The organism is Paraburkholderia sp. RL18-101-BIB-B (genome assembly GCF_046026985.1).
Taxonomy (GTDB): Bacteria; Pseudomonadota; Gammaproteobacteria; order Burkholderiales; family Burkholderiaceae; genus Paraburkholderia.
Genome location: NZ_JARESV010000037.1, coordinates 1 through 20,170, shown reverse-complemented (window position 1 = coordinate 20,170; position 20,170 = coordinate 1). Strand labels below are relative to the sequence as shown.

Genomic DNA, 20,170 nt, shown 5'->3' with positions numbered 1-20,170 from the left:
CCCCACAACGAGCTGTTCGCCATGATGTCAGCCTGATTGCTGACGGGGGCACCAGGTGTCGGCATCAATGTGGCTGACTTGAATACAAAGTCGACAATAGTCTCCGGGTTTCAAAAGACAGTCTGTTGCAGACTGTGCGGGACGCCATCACATCCGCATCGCGCGCGACTACGAAGATGCCGGTATCACTGACGTGACCCGGCGAGAGTGGCCAGCGCTCATACAGTTGCTTTGGATGTCGATAGCCGAGAACGGAAATTCACGTCCGTGCTCGTGTACGACGTCATCCCGATGCGCCCGACCTTCGACGAACCAAAAGCCTGCAATCCACAGCACTCTTGTCAGTAGTGAGTCAATGAGTTTGGTCTGAATCGCCGCTGATAGTGGCGATTGGGACGGCGCCGTCGCGTTCTCGTGGCGTACTCGCGTGTGCGAACTCGGCTTGTCTTCGTCGCTGCTTCTACGGTTCACGATAGCCCGTCTGTCTGTCCAAGGCGCGAAGTTTGCCGAGGACGGCTCTATCAATCAATGCCGTCTTTACCCACTGTAACAGTCGTGGCATTCGTCGCTGCAGGATTTTTCGTTGTGTGCAAGAATCGCCGCGCGCGGCTTACCGGCCATAACAACGACAGTAGGCCGACTTCATATTGGTGACGAGGAGTAGACACTTGATTCAGCGAATTTCCGCCTTCTTTACTCAGGTGGTGCACAGGTTTTTGCCGGACCCCCTGATTTTTGCCATCCTCCTAACCATCGTGACTTTCGCGCTCGCGCTTGGTTTGACGCCGAAGGCACCCGCGGACCTCGTGATGCTATGGGGTTCTGGCTTCTGGAATCTGCTCGCATTCTCGATGCAGATGGCGATGATTCTTGTGACCGGCCACGCATTGGCGAGCTCAGGCCCGGTCAAACGGATGTTGGTCGCCCTCGCAAGCTCCGCGCGTACACCCGGCCAAGGCGTGATGCTGGTGGCGTTTGTGGGCGGAGTGGCCTGCGCCATTAACTGGGGCTTCGGTCTGGTCCTTGGTGCGATGCTTGCGCGCGAGGTCGCGAGACGTGTCCCCGGAACGGACTACCGTCTCCTCGTTGCAAGCGCCTACATGGGTTTCCTGACGTGGCATGGTGGCCTGTCTGGCTCGGTGCCGCTAGTGGCCGCGACCAAAGGCAATCCGATGGAGAAGACAGTAGGTCTGATTCCGGTATCGCACACCATATTCACCGGCTACAACGCGTTCATCACCGTCGGCCTCATTATTCTTTTGCCAATTCTGGCGAGACTCATGATGCCGAAGCCGGAGGACGTCGTCACAGTGGACCCGGCGCTTTTGCAGGACCCGCCGAGTGTCGAGCGCAAACTTCCTCCTAACGCGACGTTCGCGGAGAGGATGGAGGAAAGCCGTATCCTGGCGCTCCTGGTGGCGGCACTGTGCGCCGTGTTTCTGGTAATCCGATTCGTCAAGAACGGCTTCGTTCTTGACATCGATACCGTGAACCTCGTGTTCCTCGCAGCAGGTATCGTGCTTCACAAGACGCCGATGGCATACGCGCGCGCTGTAGCCGGTGCAGCCCGGGGTGCGTCCGCCATCATGATTCAGTTCCCGTTCTACGCTGGCATTCAGGCCCTTATGGACCATTCGGGGCTGGCTGGTGTAATTACGAAGTGGTTCGTCGACATCGCGAACGTTCACACATTCCCGCTTCTGGCGTTCCTGAGTTCGGCGCTTATCAATTTCGCGGTGCCGTCTGGCGGCGGTCATTGGGTGGTGCAAGGTCCCTTTGTTATGCCGGCAGCGCAAGCACTTGGCGCCGACCTCGGCAAGTCCGCGATGGCAATTGCCTACGGCGAAGCGTGGACGAATATGGCGCAGCCGTTCTGGGCACTGCCTGCACTTGCTATCGCCGGTTTGGGCGTTCGAGACATCATGGGCTACTGCGTGACGGCACTTCTGTTTTCAGGCGTGATTTTCGTGGCTGGTATGTACCTGTTCTGAGAAGGTCGGCGCTCCGCCTCAAGCGAGGTGGGGCGCCCAGGAAGGCATGTTGCGAAGCTTCGTGTCCTTCCGTATGAACTACATCGGGCCGTTGCTGCTCGCCGGCTAGGCACTAGATTCCTTGACCGAATTGATTTCGTAACGATTGGGTCAAATTTTCCTACGCAGCGATTTTTGCTTCGTAACACCGTCTGTTGTGATCTGTTCGGGGCCGCGGGTCAGTTGCGCAACCCTCGCCTGCAACGCCAAATATTCCGCTGGATTGAAGAACCGCATGCTTGTCCTGTAACGGCGTTTTGCTTCGATTGGCACTGGTAATTCCGGCTCGGCAGCCCTGGCCGAACGTATGTTGACCAGGCTGCCATTCTGGTCGTGGACGAACGTCTGCCAGTTCGAACTGCCGTTCTGGTTCTGTTATCGCGCACTCATGCCGAGCTTTTCGAAGTGTGCGTGGAACTGTGTGAAACCTTGGGCAAGCAGTGCAATGTGGTCGACAGCGCCACGTTCGTTGTCGGCCCGAATATCGTCGTTCTTATCGGCAGCCGCTCTGCCGCTACGCGACATGCTGACCAAGCCACGTGAGCAATGTGTCAGTGACGAAGGACTGATTTTCAAGGTTCGAGATGTGGCCCGCGTCGGGTATTAGCATTTGCCGGCAGCCAATCACCGCAGCCATTCGTGCCATTTCGGTTGGCGGCCGCGGAATGTCGAGTTCGCCGCACATGAGCAGCGTACTGGCGGCATCAAGACCGGCAAGACTGGCAAGCGCGTCGGACCGCCCGAAAATTAACCGGCCCAGCGGTACAACCGACTGTCGCAACTGGTCCGCAGAGAACCCCGCCAGCGCTTTTCGAAATCTTGCGTGCACTTCACCGTCTAGCGTTGCGCCCCGGCGGAAAAACAAAGGCGCGATGACCTCGATCATCGGAGCGGGAATGCTGCCAAGCGATTCGATCGCGTTGAACATCTGGGAATATTGCTTGAGCGTCGCATCAGGTTCGGCGCTCCTGTCGGTATCCATCAGGACGAGGCACTTGACACGGCCCGGTTCTCGCAACGCGAGTTCGGACCCCCACATCCCGCCGACCGACAAGCCGACTATCGCGCATTGTCCGATACCCAGGGCATCCAGAAGGCGGCCCGCATGTGTGGCCAAATCGCCAAGCGAACGCGTATTCTCCGGGAGCCGCCCGGATTGCCCGTGGCCCCAAAGGTCCGGAACAATGACCTGATAGTGGCGAGACAACGCGTCGATTTGCGGCGCCCACATTGACGAATCCCACAAGTAGCTGTGCCCCAGCAGCACCGGGAATCCCGTGCCGCGAGTCTGATAGTGCAGCGGCTTTCCTTCAATTTCGATGAATGGCATGTTTGATCAGGTAGAGGTTTCGAGTTCCGTGCGGCAGACTCGCTCCGTCGCAACGAGTGCAGCGTAATAACGCTTGAACCGATCAAAGCATTCCATCGGTTCGTTATGTTCCTGGGGCGCAACCTTGCTGAGGCACGGTCCTACTGGACCGCAGGCACGGGAGGAAAGTTCCGCGTATAGGCCCCGCTGCAAGTCGGCCCGAAGCCATCAGTCAAGCACTTGTGCCCCATCGACCTTCAGACTTGTGCCCGTTATGAACGCCGCATCGGGGATTTCCAGCCAGGCGACAAGTCCCGCAATATCATCGCCTGATCCGTAACGGCCCAGTGCAATTGAGCCCCGGATCTGGTCGGCCATCGGACCGTTGGCCGGGTTCATCACGGTATCGATTCGTCCGGGCCGGACGTTACTGATCGTAAATTCCCGGCTGCCAAGATCCGTTGCCAGTGCACGCGTCATGCCAGTTACCGCACCTTTCGTCGCGGAGTAGCGTTCAGACCGGCGACACGCTGTATGTCGGAGCGTTTATGGCCGACCGTTTGCTCAGGATCGATCTTCCCAGGAATCGCGAGCAGGGCTAGCCGGCCGAGCTGGCTGAGCAGATAGTGGGTTGCTCGGAACCAGCTTTATGCAAAGCAACGCGCGGGGAACGTGCGTCAAGTAGTACAGGTAGATACTCCCCACTCGGGGAAATTACGCCCGACGTATCGAGAGGCAATAACCGGGCCATTTCCAAACGTTCGCCGCTGCCGCCCGGATCGTGGACAATCATCGGGGAGCCTCGATCTGTAGCGGCCTTTCAAAGCGGCGACGGCCGCGCTGATGGAAACGACAGCCGACCGGATAGTATCGGCGAAGCCCATCTTGCCGGCTACACACACTCTAATGATCGACGATCGTTAGCCAGCATCTTTGGAAGCTGCAATCAATATAACTTCGGCCAACTCAAGCATTGACGGCAAAGGGCTCCTGCTAGCGAGGGTGAGGTGAGCACTGCCCTCCACCGTAGCCACTCCCACCGTATGATCGCCGGGATAACCGGAAAGCGCCAAGGGGCCCCACATCGATGTTAATTTGAACCGGCCAATCTCCGTTTGAAAACGGAGGCGCCCCATGTTGGTCAGCATGATGTCGCGTGCAAGCGCATTTTGTCGAATCTTTACCGCTCCAACGGCGTCGAGTCCGCTGTTCAGCAACTTGCGCTGGCCTTGAGTTTGCGCGCAGATGGCACCCCGTGCACCCGGTACGTTCAAGCCCTGCGTTGCTTGGCGGGCGACTGCCCAGAAAGATTCGGAGGCGTTTCGCTCGATAACAACTGAACTACTGGCGAGAAAGAGGCCGCATTGATCATCGCCAATGCCAAAAACGGAGCGAACGTCCACCGGTGAGAAAATACGCAAACTCTTCTCCCGCCACTCTGCTGAGGCGTTCCACCCAGCATGTACCATCGCACTACACAGTGCGCCGTGCATGGTCGTATGTTCAGCTCGAGCCCGCAGTATGATCCGCTCGGTAAGGTCGGCCGAGAGCTTCACACGATGTACGCGTGGAGTGTCCCGGGGATATTGAATTCCCTCGCCAGGTGGTACCGGCTGCGATGTTTCGGTCGAGATGCCACAAAGCTGATCGAGCGATTTGGGAATCGGCAACGGTTCAAGGTGTTCACCGTTGAGGCTTCTTAGCAAATCGCGGAAGCACAGAGACAGGGAAAGGCCATCGCATATTGCGTGATTGCCGACAAGCAGTACGACAGAGCGCTGCTCGCAGTGGGCAAGAACCGCACGTATCAGCGGAGCTGACTCAGTGTCGAACGGCTCAGCCAACTCGTCTGCCATTTGGCTATCCAACCACTCTGTTGCGATTGCTCTTTCCACCCACATCGCGTCGGCGGCAAAACGCAGTGGGATTTCCTGAACGCTGGGAACCTCGAAATAGGGCAAACCATTCGAACTCAGCGTAATCGCAGTAGATAACAGCGGATGTCGGCGTTGCAATGCGTCAAGTGCTTGGCGCCACGCGCGCAACGTCGTCTCGCCCTCGATTTCAGCAGCCAGGACAATTTGATTACCGGCACTTCGATTCAGTAACCCAAAGATATGTTCCATTGAACCTAGCGGTCTTAGCATCGAAGATTCCATAGTCGTAGCAGTAGTAGAAGCCTGGTAGATGCTTTGACGTCGGCGATCAAAGTGTTCCTGATGCCTACCGCACGAGCAGCTTGTCCAACGTGATCGGCGCTTCGCGCACACGAACCCCGGTCGCATGCCAGATGGCATTCGCTATGGCGCCCGCTGTTCCGGTAATACCGATCTCGCCCACGCCCTTGATGCCGAGTGTATTGACACGTGGATCGACTTCGTCGACCAGGATTGCCTCGATCGAAGGTATGTCTGCGTTGACGGGCACGTGGTACTCGGCCAGATTAGAGTTCATGGGCCGCCCCGAGCGAGTGTCCATCACCGCATGCTCCTGAAGCGCGAAGGACACGCCCCAGATCATTCCGCCGAAGTACTGGCTGCGCGCCAGTCGCGGGTTGATGATGCGCCCCGCCGCGAACGCGCCAACGAGTCGCGTGACGCGGATCTGCCCGAGCTCGGGATCGACCTTCACTTCCGCGAACACAGCGCCGTGAGCGTGTGCTGCATAGTCGCCTTGCGCGAGAGCGTCTGGCGCGGCGTTGCCCTTGCCCTCGATGGATGCACGCCCGGCTCGCGCGAGGATGGCCGTGTAGGTTTCCCCCCGGCTTTGATCGTCGCAGCGCGAAAGACGTCCGTTGCGCGCGATCACGCCCGTGTCGCCCGCCCCGAATAGCGGCGACCGGTCGTCGTTCGTCGCCATCTCGATCAGTTGCGCGACGATGGCTTGCCCTGCATTGTGAACGGCCGTGCCCGCAGTGGCCGTCCCCGCCGATCCACCGGCAATTCCGCCATCCGGCAGGTCGGACGTGCCGATCCGGAGCTGGATTTGCGAGAGATCGAGGCCGAGACTGTCGGCGGCGATCTGGGCCAGCGCGGTCCAGGCACCTTGCCCCATGTCGTGCGCGCCGCACGCTACCATCGCATTGCCGTCCTTGCGGAGTTGCACGTGGGCCTCGGCGGGGAACATCTTGGCCGGAAACGTCGCGGTGCCCATACCCCAGCCAATCAACAGCCCGGATGAATCCGTCATCTGCCGTGGCGCCCGCGGCCGGCTGGTCCACCCGAATCGCGCCGCACCTTGCGCATAGCATTCCCGCAGTGCTTTCGACGTGAATGGCTTGCCGGAAATCGGTTCCGCCTCGGCGTAGTTCTTGAGGCGGAACGCGAGTGGATCCATGCCGCACGCATGCGCCATTTCGTCGATCGCACACTCCAGCGCGAAGCTGCCTGAGGCCTCACCCGGTGCCCGCATGAACAAGGGAGTGCCGATATCGAGGCGAACTGCGTCGTGGGTCGATGAGATGGCTTCGCTCGAGTAGAGCGTGCGGGACACGGTGCCGCTCGATTCAAGGAAGTCGTCGAAAGTGCTTGATGCGGTTCGCGTATGGTGTGCGAGCGCCGTGAGCGCGCCGTCTGCATGGGCACCAAGGCGCAGCGTCTGACGTGTTGGCGCGCGATGCCCAACCGGGCCGAATAGCTGTTCGCGACGCAGCACGAGTTTGACGGGTCGCCCGACGAAGCGCGCCGCCATGATCCCCAACACCTGCGGTCCGGAGATCAACGCCTTGGCGCCAAAGCCGCCGCCGAGGTAGGGGCTGCGGATCAGTACGGACTTCATGTCGATGCCGAAGAGCCCGGCGAGGCGCGTCCGCGCCAGGCCCATGGCCTGGTTGGGGGTGTCGATCGTGAGCTCGTCGCCATTCCACTGCGCAACGATGGCATGCGGTTCCATCGCGTTGTGATACTGCGCGGGCGTTTCATAGGTGGCGTCGATGCGCACGGTCGCCGACAGCAGCGCCGCCTCGACGTCGCCCTCGGACTCGTTCGCGGCGTCCCCCGCGCCGACCACCTGTGGCGAGAACGGCTCGGCGGCATCGAGTTGCACGCAGGCGGCCCCGGATTCATACCTGGGCGAAAGCAGGTGCGCGCCCTCGGTCGCCGCCTCGAGCGTTTCTGCTATCACTACCGCAACAGGTTGATTCGCATACCTGACATTATCGTCCTGCAGGAGATCGAGTCTGAAGGTGAACGGGGTGTCCTTCAGGTCGGGATGCCGGGCGAGCTTCGGCGCATTGGCGGGCGTCATCACGCCGATAACACCGGGGTGGGCACAGGCGCCGGCCACATCCAGATGCGTGACGCGTCCTTTTGCGATGCTGCTCGCGGCAATGACGGCGTAAAGCATGCCTTCCGGGTGGTGATCGGCGGCAAAGCACGCCTCGCCGGTCACTTTGAGTACCGCTTCCCTGCGAGTGACGGGCTGGCCGGCACTCGAGCGGTGAGCGTCATGCTGGGAAAGGGTCTTAAGCATGGGAAAGGCTTCCTTGAACCACGGTAAACACAGACGCGGGCAACGCCGGCGACTGTCCAGGCGTACCGGCCATCGCGGTGCGCAAGACGCGCTTAATCACGCGACGCGCCAGTTCGATTTTGAAAGCGGCCCCGTCGGTTGGCTTCGCTTCGGCGAGCGCGGCGTTGGCTACCCGCTGAAATAGCGCCTCACCGGGCTCCTGGCTGTGCAGCAGTTCTTCAGCCGCACGCGCCCGCCAGGGTTTCGAGGCGACTCCACCCAACGCCAGCCGTCCTTCAGCAATCCTGTTCCCTTCGATGCGAAGGCTCGCGACCGCCGAGACCACCGCGAACGCATAGGACGTTCGGTCACGTACCTTCAGGTAGCGCGAGTGGTCTGCGAAACCCGCCGCTGCGGACGGTAGGCGAACAGCAACGACCAGTTCGCCGGGTTCGAGCACCGTCTCGCGATCCGGAGAGTCGCCCGGTGCACGATAGAAGGTCTCTAGCGGTACCTCGCGCCGGCCCGAGCGACCGTGGATTTCCACGACAGCATCGAGCGCCACCAGTGCGACAGAGAGATCCGAAGGATGAGTCGCTATGCAGTGTTCGCTCCAGCCGAGCACCGCATGGGTCCGCGTTTCCCCGCCCATGGCGTCGCATCCGCTGCCGGGCTCGCGTTTATTGCAGGCGCTTGCGATATCGTAGAAGTAGGGGCATCGAGTGCGCTGCAACAGGTTGCCGGCGGTCGTGGCCACGTTGCGCAGTTGAGCCGAAGCCCCGGAGAGCAGCGCTTCGGATACGGCAGGATAGGTTTTTGCAAAGAATGCGTCATAGGCGAGGTCGCTGTTTCGAACGAGCGCGCCGATTCGCGTCCCGCCGTCTGGTAACGGCTCGATTCTTCCGAGGTCCGGTATGCGCGTCAGGTCGACCACGCGAGCGGGGCGCGTGACACCGCCCTTCATCAGGTCAAGAAGATTGGTTCCTCCTGCGAGAAAAACGGCTCCAGGTGCGCTCGCTGCCGCGACCGCTTCGGGGATGGTGTTAGGGCGGACATATTCGAACCGGTTCATGCCGCTTCCCCGTTGCGGGTCTTTTCGCGCATCCGGCCCAACGAGTCGAGCACCGCCTCTGTGATGCCAGCATACGCGCCGCAGCGGCACAGGTTGCCGCTCATGCCTTCACGGACGCGCTCCGGATCGTGCCCGGTGCACCCTTCATTGATCAGCCCCACCGCACTCATGATCTGTCCTGGCGTGCAGAAGCCGCACTGAAACCCGTCGTGTTCGATGAAAGCGGCCTGCACCGGATGAAGTTCTTCGCCCCGCGAGAGCCCTTCGATCGTCATGATGTCTGCTCCGTCGACGGAGATCGCGAGAGCGAGGCAGGAGTTCACCCGGCGTTGGTCGACGAGCACCGTGCAGGCGCCGCATTGACCGCGGTCACAGCCTTTCTTGGTTCCTGTGAGATCCAGGTGCTCACGTAAGAGGTCTAGCAGAGTGACGCGCTCGTCTTCAAGTGTGATGTCATGGCGCGTGCCATTCACAGTCAGAGTGATGGGAAAGCTCATTCAATTTGCCCTATAAAAACTGCCTACTGTGGGGCCGCGCAATTGCGGGGATGTGCTAAACGGCGTATCGAGAGGCCAGGATGTCGCATCAGGCGGCTTACGCTGATTTTTCTAGAACAGGGCAAAGCGCGTTTTTATTCCACGCGATTCGTCGGATGACAGGGAAGTCTGTTCGTCGCCAGATCTTTACCGGGAACGAATTGAAAGAAGAGTGTCGGGATACCGCAAGATGTGAGGCAATAAAACTCGCCCCTCGCTGGGCAATTCGTTTCTTGCCTGCAATTGTCGCCGTACTCAACATGCGGTCAACGACCGAGGACCCTTGCGGCACAGGTTCTCGTACATTTCGCTTTCGATATTAATGCGGCACGCGCAAGACGGTGCTTTCGTCCTTGCTCGCCAGCAAGCAAAGGCACCGCGTCACGCCTGGAATAAATTCCCGGATGAAGTGTTCTTGCATGTAGGTGTGGGCCATTCAGCGGATCGGCGTCGCCCTGCGTTATCAGCAATACCCCTTACGAAGCGAAAGGGATACCAGTGAACGAGAACGTGCTCGTGCACCCTGATAGTGAAATCAGGTGTTGGGTCTTTCTATCCGAGATGCTGCGGCCAATTACTCGACGCACATTGCTCACGACCGAGCACGCCCCCGACAACTAGTCACGAAATTACACGGACACCGCTATGACAGCAGACAACGCATCTATGGAAGTAAAGCTCCGTCTTCGCGCTTACTACCTATGGGAAGCAGACGGTTGTCCCGAAGGTCGGTTGAGTGAATATTGGAAAAAGGCCCAGTCAATGCTGGACGACGAAGCGACAATCTGGGCGCCGGTGGACGAAGCGACTGCAGCGGGCACCCTATTAACCAAACGCCCTCACGATCCCCGCTTAAAACACGGAACCGCACCGGAAACAGGCGATTCACATATGCGGTCCGATGCGTCCGGAAAGAAGAGTTGATGTTCCATGCCACATAAGTTCATCTTTCCAATACATCGATATTTCGCTCGATACTGTCTGAGCGATAGATGTCCGGACTTTCGGTCCGTCAAGCAAACTCATCAGCTTTAGCCGTTGATTGTTTAGTTGAATCTGATTCAAACTGGGATACATATGATGCAAAGTGCCTTTTCGATCCGATCGAAATTGACTAGCGGGATTTCCATTTATGCCGTTATCGGCCAGCTTGCCGCAGAACATAAGGCAATCAATCTTTGGCAGGGTGCGCCCAATTTTCTGCCAGATCAGTCATTGATTGATTCGGCGACGCGGGCAATGAAAGAGGGCTTTAATCAGTATGCGCCCATGGCCGGCATACCGGCCCTGCGTCAGCTACTGGCAGAAAAGATAGCGAAGCTTTATGGCGCACGATACGATCCTGACCAGGAAGTTACTGTCACCGCCGGCGGTGTTGAGGCGGTCTACGCATCGATCACTGCACTCGTGCATCCTGGCGACGAGGTCGTCTTTTTCGAACCAGCCTTCGAGTGCTACGAGCCTATAGTTCGACTGCAAGGCGCGACGCCCGTTCCAATCAAAATTCCTCTCGATACATTGAAGATTGACTGGGACGAGGTGGCAGCGGCCATCACACCTAGAACACGCATGCTGATCATCAATACGCCCCACAACCCGACCGGTGCGATATTAGAAAAGTGTGACATCGATCGTCTGATTGCCGTTACCCGAAACACCAATATCGTTGTTCTCTCCGACGAAGTGTACGAGCATATGGTCTACGACGGAATGACGCACCATAGCATGTCACGTTACCCGGAGCTGGCAGAGCGCAGCGTCGTCGTTCATTCGCTAGGCAAGACCTACCACGTGACAGGCTGGAGAGTTGGCTACTGTGTTGCACCGGCCGGGATCATGGAGCAGATACGCAAGGTTCACCAATACCTGGTCTTCTCCGCGCCTGCACCGATGCAGGTTGCTCTGGCGGCGGCTCTGGAGAATTCAGAAAGTTACTTTGCCCTGGCAGAGTTCTATCAGCGCAAGCGCGATATCCTGCTAAGTGGCATGGCTGAGTCGCGGCTTGACATCAAACCATGCAGTAGCGGTTTTTTTATGCTGGCCCGCTTCAACGATTTCTCCAATTCTAGCGATAGGGATTTCGTATTCGATTTACTGCGCAGGATGCGGGTCGGCACTATTCCGTTGTCCAGCTTCTACGGCGATGGATCCGATACTGGCATGATCCGTATCAGCTTCTGCAAGGACAATGATACTCTGCGCGAAGGCGGGAGGGCGCTAGCGAATTGGCGGCCATAAGACCCCACGCCGAATTCGGCGCTCTGCAGCGTTGCGCAAGTCATGTTGCCGAGCACTTGCCATTCCGTCAAGCGGTCATCTGTCAGATACGGTGAGCGGATGGCTGCCGTCGCGTTCATCCGAATCGAGGCCACGGCTTTCCGGTCTCAGCCGCCACTTGTGCGATAAGTTGTTGTTCTCGTTTCCACGTCGCTTTCATGAGGCAGCCAATGCATCGTGTAACGTCGCGCGAAATTTTTGCACTGCGGGCGACATGTATGTTTTCCTTCGATGGAAAAGTCTGAGCCTGCTTTCGAATAGCGCAGTCTCGTAGGGAAGGGCAACAAGATCCCGACCTGGGTAGGACTGGAGCATTTGATCGGACAACATCGTGATCAAATCGCTATTGCGCAGCAAGGACGTCAGGAGCGTGATCGACGCGTCGGTTTCGACGACAACCTGAGGGGACACAAGGCCATGCTCCTCAAAGTATCGGTCGACGATCTGGCGCAGGCCATGACCTGGCAGTGGCAGCAGCCATTTCGCCGATTGGAGCATGCTCGGGTCGCCATGCGCAGCTGTCAGCGGATGGCCTCGTCGCGCGACGATCTGGTAGCGCTGCCGGCCGATGTCGTCCGATTGGAGTTCGTCCGGTTCCGTATCAGGCATGAAGCAAAGTGCCAGATCCAGTTGCCCATCCTTCAGTTCGTCGAACAGCAAGGCCGAGACCTGCACGGAAAGCTGGAAGGAGATCGCGTCCTCGCGCATTGTATAGCACGCCACGATTGGCAGGAGGGCGGACTCCAGCAGAGCCGGGACGACACCGATGCGGATCTTGCCGGTAGAGGCGGACTTTGCGGCTGCCATTTCGGCATAGGTTTGCGCGACCGACGCTCTTATGTCGGCAGCCCGCTCGACTAGAACGCGCCCTGCTCCAGTGAGATCAACGCCCCGCCCCCTGCGGTCCACGAGTTGGATTTCGAATTCGGCTTCCAGCCGCTGCACGATCTTCGAGACCGCTGACTGCGTCAGTCCGGTCTTTTGTGCAACCCGATGTAGATTGCGCGTCTCCGCCAGCACCGAGAATACGCGTAGGTCCTCGATTCTCATTCTTCCTCTGCTGTTCCATTTCGTAACCCAACTCTAGCGGAAATTCGTACCGCGGGGGCGGCTGCCACGGTACGCCGCGAGGTATTCCCGCCGGGAATCAAACGGTGCCGCGCTTTCCTCGCGTTACGGCCAACAATCTCGATGTCGTCTTCCGTCGCAAACACCGAGAGTCAGGAACCGCAATGGCCAGCGCAATCAACCCTTTTTTCATTGCTCGCGTCAATCGACGCCTGCATTCAGGGCGGAACGATAGACAGGAATGTACCTTGAACTAAAGGAGCCGATCTTGTCCGACACTTCGAACGCTGGCATACGCGCCGTCGACGCCCCGATATCCGCACAGAACCGCCGTGCGATGGTAGCGGTCATGTTAGCGGTCGCGCTGGCGACACTCGATACCGCGATCGCGAACACGGCGCTTCCCACGATAGCCGCCGAACTCCATTCCACACCGGCAGCATCCGTGTGGATCATCAATGCCTATCAACTCGCCATGGTGGCGACAATTTTGCCATTCGCCGCGCTAGGGGATGTTCTCGGGCACCGGCGCATATACATCGGTGGCCTGGTTGTGTTCACTGTTGCGTCGCTTGCCTGCTCGGTCGCCTCGACTCTACCGTCGCTCGTCACCGCCCGCATTCTGCAAGGGCTTGGCGCGAGCGCGATTACGAGCGTCAGCATCGCGCTGGTCCGCTCACTTTATCCGCCTCATCTGCTTGGACGCGGTGTCGGGACGAACGCCCTCGTCGTCGGGGTGTCGGTCGCAGTAGGGCCGACTGTCGCCTCGCTGATCCTTTCCGCGGCTGCATGGCCATGGCTCTTCATGGTGAACGTGCCGCTAGGCCTCGTTGCACTCGCGTTTGCGCTGCCCGCGTTACCGCAGACGACCCGGGGCACGCATCCGTTCGATCCCTTGGCCGCATTGCTGAACGTCGTCACTTTTGCGTCGCTGATTTATGCGCTTGGCGAAGCTGCACAACGTGCGCCTGCTACGCGCGTGTTCAGCATCGTGGCAATCACACTGGTCTTCGGTGGACTACTGACTCGGCGAGAAGCCGGGCGTACCGCGCCCATGCTGCCCGTCGACTTGCTCAAGCGGCCGGAGTTTTCGTTGTCGGCGATAACGGCCGTCTGCGCTTTCGCCGCGCAGGGCCTCGCATTCGTCTCGCTTCCGTTCTATTTCCAAGAGGTGCTCCATCGCGGCCAGATCGAGACGGGTTTCATGATCACGCCATGGCCCGTTGTCGTCGCGCTCGTCGCGCCGGTTGCCGGACGACTGTCCGACCGCTACCCGCCTGGCCTGCTGGGCGCGATCGGTCTGGCTTGCTTAAGCGCAGGCTTAGTGTCGCTTGCGCTGTTGCCCGATCATCCGCCCGTCCACGTCATTACCCTGAGGATGGCGATCTGCGGGGTAGGGTTCGGCTTTTTCCAATCGCCCAATCTGAAGGCACTCATGGCAAGCGCACCGCCCGCGCGCAGCGGTGGAGCAAGCGGCATCATCGCGACTTCGCGGTTGCTCGGGCAGGCCACCGGCGCTGCACTCGTAGCCTTGAGTTTCAGCATTGCCGGCCATCACGGCCCGACGCTCGCGCTGACAGGCGGCGCGATGTTCGCGGCCGCGGCCAGCATTGCAAGTGGATTGCGCCTGTTTGCGCGCTCGCATCGGTCGGCGGAACACGGGAGGATGATCGACCAGAGGGCGGAATGACGCGATCGGTTAACTTAGCCCTCTCGGATCCGTAGTTTGAAAGTCTGCAGTTTCATATCGAGCGGGACCCACCAGGGACCCGGTCCGACGACTTCTTCAGCAGGGGAGCTTCCTGCATCGGGCGCGTGTCAAACGATGCCTTTTCTCCGCAGCTCACCGAGTTCATCCGCATCGATCCCACACAGCGATACCAGCACATCATCGGTATGTTGCCCGAGCGTCGGCGGCGCACTTCGATATTGGATCGGCGACGCTGACATCCGGATCGGATTCGCCACGCCAGGCGCGCTGCCCGAGAGCGGATGGGGCAAATCCACCCGCATACCGCGGTATTGGACCTGTGGGTGTGCGAACGTCTGCGCGATGTCGTTGATCGGTCCGCAAGGTATGCCCGCGGCCGCGAGCGGCGTCACCCACTGCTCGATCGTGCGCGTGACCAGGATTTCCTGAATCATTGGAACGAGCATTTCACGGTTCATCACGCGTGCCGCATTCGTCGCAAATCCCGGATCCGTTGCCAGGTGTGCGCAATCCGCAATCTCGCAGAACTTGCGAAACTGTCCATCGTTACCGACCGCCAGCACGATTTGCCCATCTTTGGCCTTGAACACCTGGTAAGGCACGATGTTCGCGTGCGCATTGCCCTCTCGCTTCGGCGTCTTGCCCGATACCAGGTAGTTGAGGTTCATGTTCGCCATTGCCGCGACTTGCACATCGAGCAAGGCCATGTCGATGTATTGGCCTTCGCCCGTCTCGGTACGATGCGCCAGTGCGGCCAGGATGCCGACGGTTGCATACATGCCCGTCATCAGGTCGGCAAACGCTACGCCGACCTTTTGCGGACCACCACCCGGCAGTTCGTCCCGCTCACCGGTGATGCTCATCAATCCGCCCATGGCCTGAACGATGAAGTCGTAACCGGCCATCTTCGAGAGCGGACCGTCTTGCCCGAAGCCCGTTATCGAGCAGTAAATGAGTTGTGGATTGATGGCGCGCAGATCGCTGTACGCAAGCCCATAGCGTGCCATGTCGCCGACCTTGTAGTTCTCGATGAACACGTCGCACTGTTGCGCCAGCTTGCGGATGATGGCTTGCCCTTCATGCGTCGCAATGTCCAGCGTCACCGATTTTTTGCCTCGATTTGCCGACAGGAAATAGGCGGACTCGCCAGTGGCATTGCCGTCATGGTCGTGCAGGTAGGGCGGGCCCCAGCCGCGCGTGTCGTCGCCTGTGCCGGGACGTTCGATCTTGATCACTTCAGCGCCCAGGTCCGCCAGCGTTTGGCTCGCCCAGGGGCCGGCAAGGACGCGGGACAGATCGAGAATGCGAAGGTGTGAAAGTGCGCTGGACATGAACGTCATCCTGAAGTCGAAGGTAATTCGGGGGTGCTTCTGTTAGGTCCGCTGTGCGGACCAGTAAGATAGAATCTGAACTGATACGCACATTAGCGGACTCGGTACGGAATGTAAACACCGTTGCCGCGGCAGGTGATAGCAGTCGAAAGTGGCCGCGAGCATGCAATATTGCCGAGATTTTGATCGCGCGATCCGGTTTGTTACGCAAAATTGCACGATCGTTCCAAAATGGTCCGCTATGCGGACCGAAATTCGAAAACGTTTGACACGGAGATTTTCGCCATGACAGGATTCGGCAAAAGGAAGGGTTCGGGAGAGCAGGAGCAGAGTGCAGCCATGTCGAAGACGAAGAGCGCGGCGGGATCATCGGTCCCTCCGTACGAGCAACGTGACATGGCGCGTTTCGACGAAGAGGCGGGCACGGATCGGCAGTTCGTGACCGCGCTAGCGAGGGGACTCGAGGTGCTGCGGTGCTTCGGCCCCGGGGAGCGCTATCTGGGGTTGTCGGAGTTGGCTCGTCGCACGAGCCTCCCGAAAGCAACCGTGGCGCGATTGGCGGGCACGCTCGCGAAGCTTGGCTATCTGCGCTATTCGGAGTCGCTCGGGAAATACAGCCTTGGCACCGGTGTTCTCTCGCTTGGCTATTCGATGCTGTCGAATCTGGACATCCGCGATGTCGCGCGCCCGTTCATGCAGGAGCTTGCCGAGTATGCGCGCGCGTCGGTGGCCGTCGGGGTTCGTGATCGTCTCTCGATCGTCTACATCGAGTGGGTGCGCAGCAGCGCGCCGATTACGGTAATGCGTGCGGTCGGCGTCCGCTTGCCGCTCGCGACGACGTCGATTGGACGGGCGTACCTTGCAGCGGCGCCGGAGGATGAGCGCAACGAGGTGCTCGAGCAAGTGCGTCTTCAGGATGAATCGGACTGGCCGCGCATCAAGCGCGGTATCGATCAGGCAGTGAAGGACTACGAGGAACGCGGCTTCTGCCTCTCGGTCGGTGAATGGGACAAAGATATTGCGAGCGTCGGCGCGCCGTTCACGGCACCCGATGGCACGCGCATGGCTTTCAACTGCGGCGGCCCGGCATTCGTGATGAGCCGGGACACGCTGGAAAACGACATTGGTCCACGCCTCGTGGACCTGGTGCAACGCTTAGGTGCCGCCATAGGGCGGCGATGAACGACACGTGGGACGCTTGAACGAAGCGCCTCGCTGGAATCAGGAATACAGATGATCCGTGACCATGAAACGCTAATCCTCCTTCTCGGCGCAGTTTCGCGCTTCGTGCGCGAGCGGCTCGTCCCCGCCGAGGATCAAGTAGCGGAAACAGACCAGATTCCCGCTGACATCGTTGCCGAGATGCGCGAGCTCGGGCTCTTTGGCCTTTCCATCCCCGAGGAATACGGTGGTCTCGGGCTCACGATGGAAGAGGAAGTGCTTGTGGCGTTTGAAATCGGGAAAACGTCGCCATGCTTTCGCTCGTTGTTCGGCACCAATGTCGGTATCGGGTCGCAGGGAATCATCATCGATGGAACGGCAGAACAGAAGCAACACTATCTGCCTCGGCTCGCGTCGGGCGAACTCATCGCCTCCTTCGCGCTGACCGAGCCGGGTTCCGGTTCGGATGCCGCTTCACTGAATACGCGGGCCGTGCGCGACGGTGACCACTATGTCATCGACGGCACCAAGCGCTTCATCACGAACGCACCCGAAGCCGGCATCTTTACCGTCATGGCTCGCACCAATCCCGATGTCAGAGGTGCGGGCGGCATCTCCGCATTCATCGTCGAAAGAGGCATTCCCGGTGTATCGCTAGGGAAAATCGACAAAAAGATGGGGCAGAAAGGCGCGCATACATGTGACGTCATCTTCGAAAACTGCCGTGTGCCTGCGCAAAACCTCATTGGAGGTATCGAGGGAATCGGCTTCAAAACCGCTATGAGAGTGCTGGACAAAGGGCGTCTGCACATTGCTGCGATTTGTGTTGGCGCGGCCGAACGCATGCTCGACGATGCCCTTCACTACGCGATGGAGCGGCAGCAGTTCGGCAAGCCGATCGGCGAATTTCAGCTTGTCCAGGCCATGCTGGCCGATAGCAAGGCGGAGATCTACGCCGCTCGTTCGATGGTGCTCGATGCGGCACGTCGGCGGGACAACAAGGAGGACGTATCGACGGAGGCTTCGTGCTGCAAGCTCTTCGCTTCGGAGATGTGTGGCCGTGTAGCCGATCGCGCCGTGCAGATCCACGGCGGCGCGGGATATGTCTCCGAGTATGCGATCGAACGCTTTTACCGCGATGTGCGCCTGTTCCGCATCTACGAAGGCACGAGCCAGATTCAGCAACTTGTCATCGCGCGAAACATGATACGCAACGCGAGTATCTGCTCGCTGCCGCAGTGTCGAAAAAGTGAAGTGTGCGGTGACTGATCACCGCAAATCGTTTGCCGTAAAAGCACCAGAGAGCGCTTGCGGCATGTTTGTCGCATGGAGGAGTGTAGATGGAAATCAATTCGTTTAGCCGGCAAGGCTTGATCGCCCACGATCGTGTATGGATCGCGGCATTTGTCTTTGCTTTTCTGGGTCTGATGGTCGACGGAGCCGACCTGATGTTCCTGTCCTATAGCCTGTCGAGTCTCAAGCGCGAATTCGGGCTCTCGAATGTAGAAGCGGGGGCGCTCGGCAGTATCACGCTCGCCGGCATGGCGATCGGCGGCATCTACGGCGGATGGGCCTGTGATCGCTTCGGCCGCGTGCGCACGGTGGTCTGGACTATCGCGGTGTTTTCGATTGGTACGGCAGCACTCGGCTTCACGCACACCTTCTCACAGTTCGCGGTTTTTCGCTTCATTGCAGCGCTTGGGCTCGGCGCACAGTACGTGGCGTGCAATACGTTGATGTCCGAATATTCGCCTACCCGATTTCGTTCGACGATCCTCGGCACGCTACAGGCAGGCTGGTCGGTGGGCTATGTCGTGGCAACCGTTCTGGCCGCCTGGATTCTGCCCGAGTTCGGCTGGCGCTATCTCTTCTTCATCTCGATTGTTCCTGTCGTCCTTGCGTTGATCATGCAGCGTATTGTTCCCGAGCCGGAGAGTTACGTTGCGTCGCGGGATGCGCGTCGTCGCGGCGAGGCCGTCGGAAAAGAAAGCGGCGCGGGTACGATGAAGCTCGTCTTTGGCGATCAGGCTCACCGTCGCATGTTCATGCTGTGGTCGCTGACGGCAGGTCTGTTGCAGTTCGGCTACTACGGTGTCAGCAACTGGATGCCGACCTACTTGGAGAAGGAACTGCATCTGAACTTCTCGTCGATGACGAGCTATATGGTCGGCACCTATGTCGCCATGATCCTCGGAAAGATCATGGCAGGCTGGCTCACGGACAAGTTTGGCCGGCGAGCGGTGTTCGCATTCGGTGCATTCGGCGCGGCGGTGTTCTTGCCGGCGATCGTGCTGTGGCACACGCCCGGGAACATTGTCTATCTGATGACCTTTTTTGGCCTCCTTTACGGAATGCCGTATGGCGTGAACGCGACTTACATGACCGAGAGTTTCGAGGCCCGCATTCGCGGCTCGGCCGTCGGCGGCGCATACAACCTGGGACGTGCCGGCGCGGCGATTGCGCCTGCCGCAATTGGATTCCTTGCAACGAACGGAACGATCGGGCTTGGTTTTCTGGTCATGGGCGGGGCCTACTTTCTTTGCGGTCTTGTGCCCGCGCTCTTCATCAGAGAGAAACTCTACGATCCGCAGAATGCGTGACCGTAACGACTGACCGGGGCCGTACCTGCTCAGGTTGCGGGGCGGCGGCATATTTGTTGATTGAGGTATTTATGAAGATTCTGGTGCCAGTCAAAAGAGTGGTCGATTACAACGTGAAAGTCCGAGTCAAGTCGGACGGCACGGGCGTCGACATCGCGAACGTGAAGATGTCGATGAATCCGTTCGATGAAATCGCGGTTGAAGAAGCGGTGCGTCTGAAGGAAGCGGGCGTGGCGACGGAAGTGATCGCTGTGTCGGCGGGTGTCACGCAATCGCAGGAAACGCTGCGCACGGCGCTGGCGATCGGCGCGGATCGCGCGATCCTGATCGAGTCTTCAGTGGAACTGCAGCCGTTGGCCGTGGCCAAGCTGCTGAAGGCGCTGGTCGACAAGGAGCAGCCGCAGCTGGTCATTCTCGGCAAGCAGGCGATTGACGACGATTCGAACCAGACCGGCCAGATGCTGGCTGCACTGGCGAATCTGCCGCAAGCTACCTTCGCATCGAAGGTTGTCGTCGCTGACGGCAAGGCGACCGTTTCGCGTGAAGTGGACGGTGGCGCTGAAACGCTGTCTTTAAAGCTCCCCGCAGTCATCACCACGGACTTGCGCCTGAACGAGCCGCGCTAC

At 59.4% G+C, this 20,170-nt stretch carries 15 protein-coding genes and 1 pseudogene; 8 read left to right on the top strand and 8 right to left on the bottom strand.

What is annotated here, in order from left to right; genetic code table 11:
• The first annotated feature begins 668 nt into the window (after positions 1–668).
• Positions 669–1,991 carry a TIGR00366 family protein gene (locus P0D73_RS34085; protein WP_408179649.1) on the top strand — a complete coding sequence of 441 codons (1,323 nt, stop codon included), beginning with the start codon at positions 669–671 and terminating at the stop codon, positions 1,989–1,991.
• A gap of 553 nt (positions 1,992–2,544) precedes the next feature.
• Here the strand turns inward: P0D73_RS34085 and P0D73_RS34080 are convergent.
• The 6 genes and pseudogenes from P0D73_RS34080 to P0D73_RS34055 form a co-directional block, all read right to left on the bottom strand.
• A complete protein-coding gene (locus tag P0D73_RS34080; protein ID WP_408179650.1) occupies positions 2,545–3,360 on the bottom strand; it encodes an alpha/beta fold hydrolase in 816 nt (271 codons plus the stop codon).
• A gap of 207 nt (positions 3,361–3,567) precedes the next feature.
• A pseudogene (locus P0D73_RS34075) lies at positions 3,568–3,852 on the bottom strand (SDR family oxidoreductase); the annotation flags it as partial.
• A gap of 407 nt (positions 3,853–4,259) precedes the next feature.
• Positions 4,260–5,465, bottom strand: coding sequence for a phthiocerol/phthiodiolone dimycocerosyl transferase family protein (locus P0D73_RS34070; RefSeq protein WP_408318280.1), 1,206 nt, complete (start codon positions 5,463–5,465; stop codon positions 4,260–4,262).
• 97 nt (positions 5,466–5,562) lie between these two features.
• Positions 5,563–7,809 (bottom strand): xanthine dehydrogenase family protein molybdopterin-binding subunit, encoded by a 2,247-nt coding sequence (locus P0D73_RS34065; protein WP_408318282.1) that lies wholly within the window; start codon positions 7,807–7,809, stop codon positions 5,563–5,565.
• Positions 7,802–8,860, bottom strand: a complete 1,059-nt coding sequence (locus P0D73_RS34060; protein WP_408179654.1) for an FAD binding domain-containing protein — start codon at positions 8,858–8,860, stop codon at positions 7,802–7,804. The genes P0D73_RS34065 and P0D73_RS34060 overlap by 8 nt, the downstream gene beginning before the upstream one ends.
• Positions 8,857–9,357 (bottom strand): (2Fe-2S)-binding protein, encoded by a 501-nt coding sequence (locus P0D73_RS34055; protein ID WP_408179656.1) that lies wholly within the window; start codon positions 9,355–9,357, stop codon positions 8,857–8,859. The genes P0D73_RS34060 and P0D73_RS34055 overlap by 4 nt, the downstream gene beginning before the upstream one ends.
• A gap of 684 nt (positions 9,358–10,041) precedes the next feature.
• Here P0D73_RS34055 and P0D73_RS34050 point away from each other — a divergent pair.
• Positions 10,042–10,320, top strand: a complete 279-nt coding sequence (locus tag P0D73_RS34050) for a DUF2934 domain-containing protein (protein ID WP_408179657.1) — start codon at positions 10,042–10,044, stop codon at positions 10,318–10,320.
• Between the two features lie 156 nt (positions 10,321–10,476).
• Positions 10,477–11,634 (top strand): methionine aminotransferase, encoded by a 1,158-nt coding sequence (locus P0D73_RS34045; RefSeq protein ID WP_408318296.1) that lies wholly within the window; start codon positions 10,477–10,479, stop codon positions 11,632–11,634.
• A gap of 195 nt (positions 11,635–11,829) precedes the next feature.
• Here P0D73_RS34045 and P0D73_RS34040 read toward each other — a convergent pair whose 3' ends face one another.
• On the bottom strand, positions 11,830–12,723 hold the full coding sequence (locus P0D73_RS34040) for a LysR family transcriptional regulator (protein ID WP_408318284.1): 894 nt from the start codon (positions 12,721–12,723) through the stop codon (positions 11,830–11,832).
• Between the two features lie 331 nt (positions 12,724–13,054).
• Between P0D73_RS34040 and P0D73_RS34035 the strand changes: the two genes are divergently transcribed.
• Complete coding sequence (locus tag P0D73_RS34035) at positions 13,055–14,431, top strand: MFS transporter (RefSeq protein WP_408318298.1); 1,377 nt, start codon at positions 13,055–13,057, stop codon at positions 14,429–14,431.
• A gap of 128 nt (positions 14,432–14,559) precedes the next feature.
• Here the strand turns inward: P0D73_RS34035 and P0D73_RS34030 are convergent, their stop codons facing one another.
• On the bottom strand, positions 14,560–15,783 hold the full coding sequence (locus P0D73_RS34030; protein ID WP_408179659.1) for a CaiB/BaiF CoA transferase family protein: 1,224 nt from the start codon (positions 15,781–15,783) through the stop codon (positions 14,560–14,562).
• A 339-nt stretch (positions 15,784–16,122) separates the two neighbouring features.
• Between P0D73_RS34030 and P0D73_RS34025 the strand changes: the two genes are divergently transcribed.
• The 4 genes from P0D73_RS34025 to P0D73_RS34010 all read left to right on the top strand — a co-directional run.
• On the top strand, positions 16,123–16,965 hold the full coding sequence (locus P0D73_RS34025; RefSeq protein WP_408318286.1) for an IclR family transcriptional regulator: 843 nt from the start codon (positions 16,123–16,125) through the stop codon (positions 16,963–16,965).
• A 51-nt stretch (positions 16,966–17,016) separates the two neighbouring features.
• Positions 17,017–18,213 carry an acyl-CoA dehydrogenase family protein gene (locus tag P0D73_RS34020; RefSeq protein WP_408318288.1) on the top strand — a complete coding sequence of 399 codons (1,197 nt, stop codon included), beginning with the start codon at positions 17,017–17,019 and terminating at the stop codon, positions 18,211–18,213.
• A gap of 71 nt (positions 18,214–18,284) precedes the next feature.
• On the top strand, positions 18,285–19,544 hold the full coding sequence (locus tag P0D73_RS34015; RefSeq protein WP_408434851.1) for an MFS transporter: 1,260 nt from the start codon (positions 18,285–18,287) through the stop codon (positions 19,542–19,544).
• Between the two features lie 71 nt (positions 19,545–19,615).
• Positions 19,616–20,170: electron transfer flavoprotein subunit beta/FixA family protein (locus tag P0D73_RS34010; protein WP_408318290.1), on the top strand; the 555-nt coding region annotated here is incomplete at its 3' end.

What these genes read in the sequence shown, in the direction of transcription:
- P0D73_RS34080 (WP_408179650.1), bottom strand. Translation starts at nt 3,360, where the DNA reads ATGCCATTCATCGAAATTGAAGGAAAGCCGCTGCACTATCAGACTCGC.
- P0D73_RS34070 (WP_408318280.1), bottom strand. Translation starts at nt 5,465, where the DNA reads ATGGAACATATCTTTGGGTTACTGAATCGAAGTGCCGGTAATCAAATT.
- P0D73_RS34065 (WP_408318282.1), bottom strand. Translation starts at nt 7,809, where the DNA reads ATGCTTAAGACCCTTTCCCAGCATGACGCTCACCGCTCGAGTGCCGGC.
- P0D73_RS34060 (WP_408179654.1), bottom strand. Translation starts at nt 8,860, where the DNA reads ATGAACCGGTTCGAATATGTCCGCCCTAACACCATCCCCGAAGCGGTC.
- P0D73_RS34055 (WP_408179656.1), bottom strand. Translation starts at nt 9,357, where the DNA reads ATGAGCTTTCCCATCACTCTGACTGTGAATGGCACGCGCCATGACATC.
- P0D73_RS34050 (WP_408179657.1), top strand. Translation starts at nt 10,042, where the DNA reads ATGACAGCAGACAACGCATCTATGGAAGTAAAGCTCCGTCTTCGCGCT.
- P0D73_RS34045 (WP_408318296.1), top strand. Translation starts at nt 10,477, where the DNA reads ATGCAAAGTGCCTTTTCGATCCGATCGAAATTGACTAGCGGGATTTCC.
- P0D73_RS34040 (WP_408318284.1), bottom strand. Translation starts at nt 12,723, where the DNA reads ATGAGAATCGAGGACCTACGCGTATTCTCGGTGCTGGCGGAGACGCGC.
- P0D73_RS34030 (WP_408179659.1), bottom strand. Translation starts at nt 15,783, where the DNA reads ATGTCCAGCGCACTTTCACACCTTCGCATTCTCGATCTGTCCCGCGTC.
- P0D73_RS34025 (WP_408318286.1), top strand. Translation starts at nt 16,123, where the DNA reads ATGTCGAAGACGAAGAGCGCGGCGGGATCATCGGTCCCTCCGTACGAG.
- P0D73_RS34020 (WP_408318288.1), top strand. Translation starts at nt 17,017, where the DNA reads ATGATCCGTGACCATGAAACGCTAATCCTCCTTCTCGGCGCAGTTTCG.
- P0D73_RS34015 (WP_408434851.1), top strand. Translation starts at nt 18,285, where the DNA reads ATGGAAATCAATTCGTTTAGCCGGCAAGGCTTGATCGCCCACGATCGT.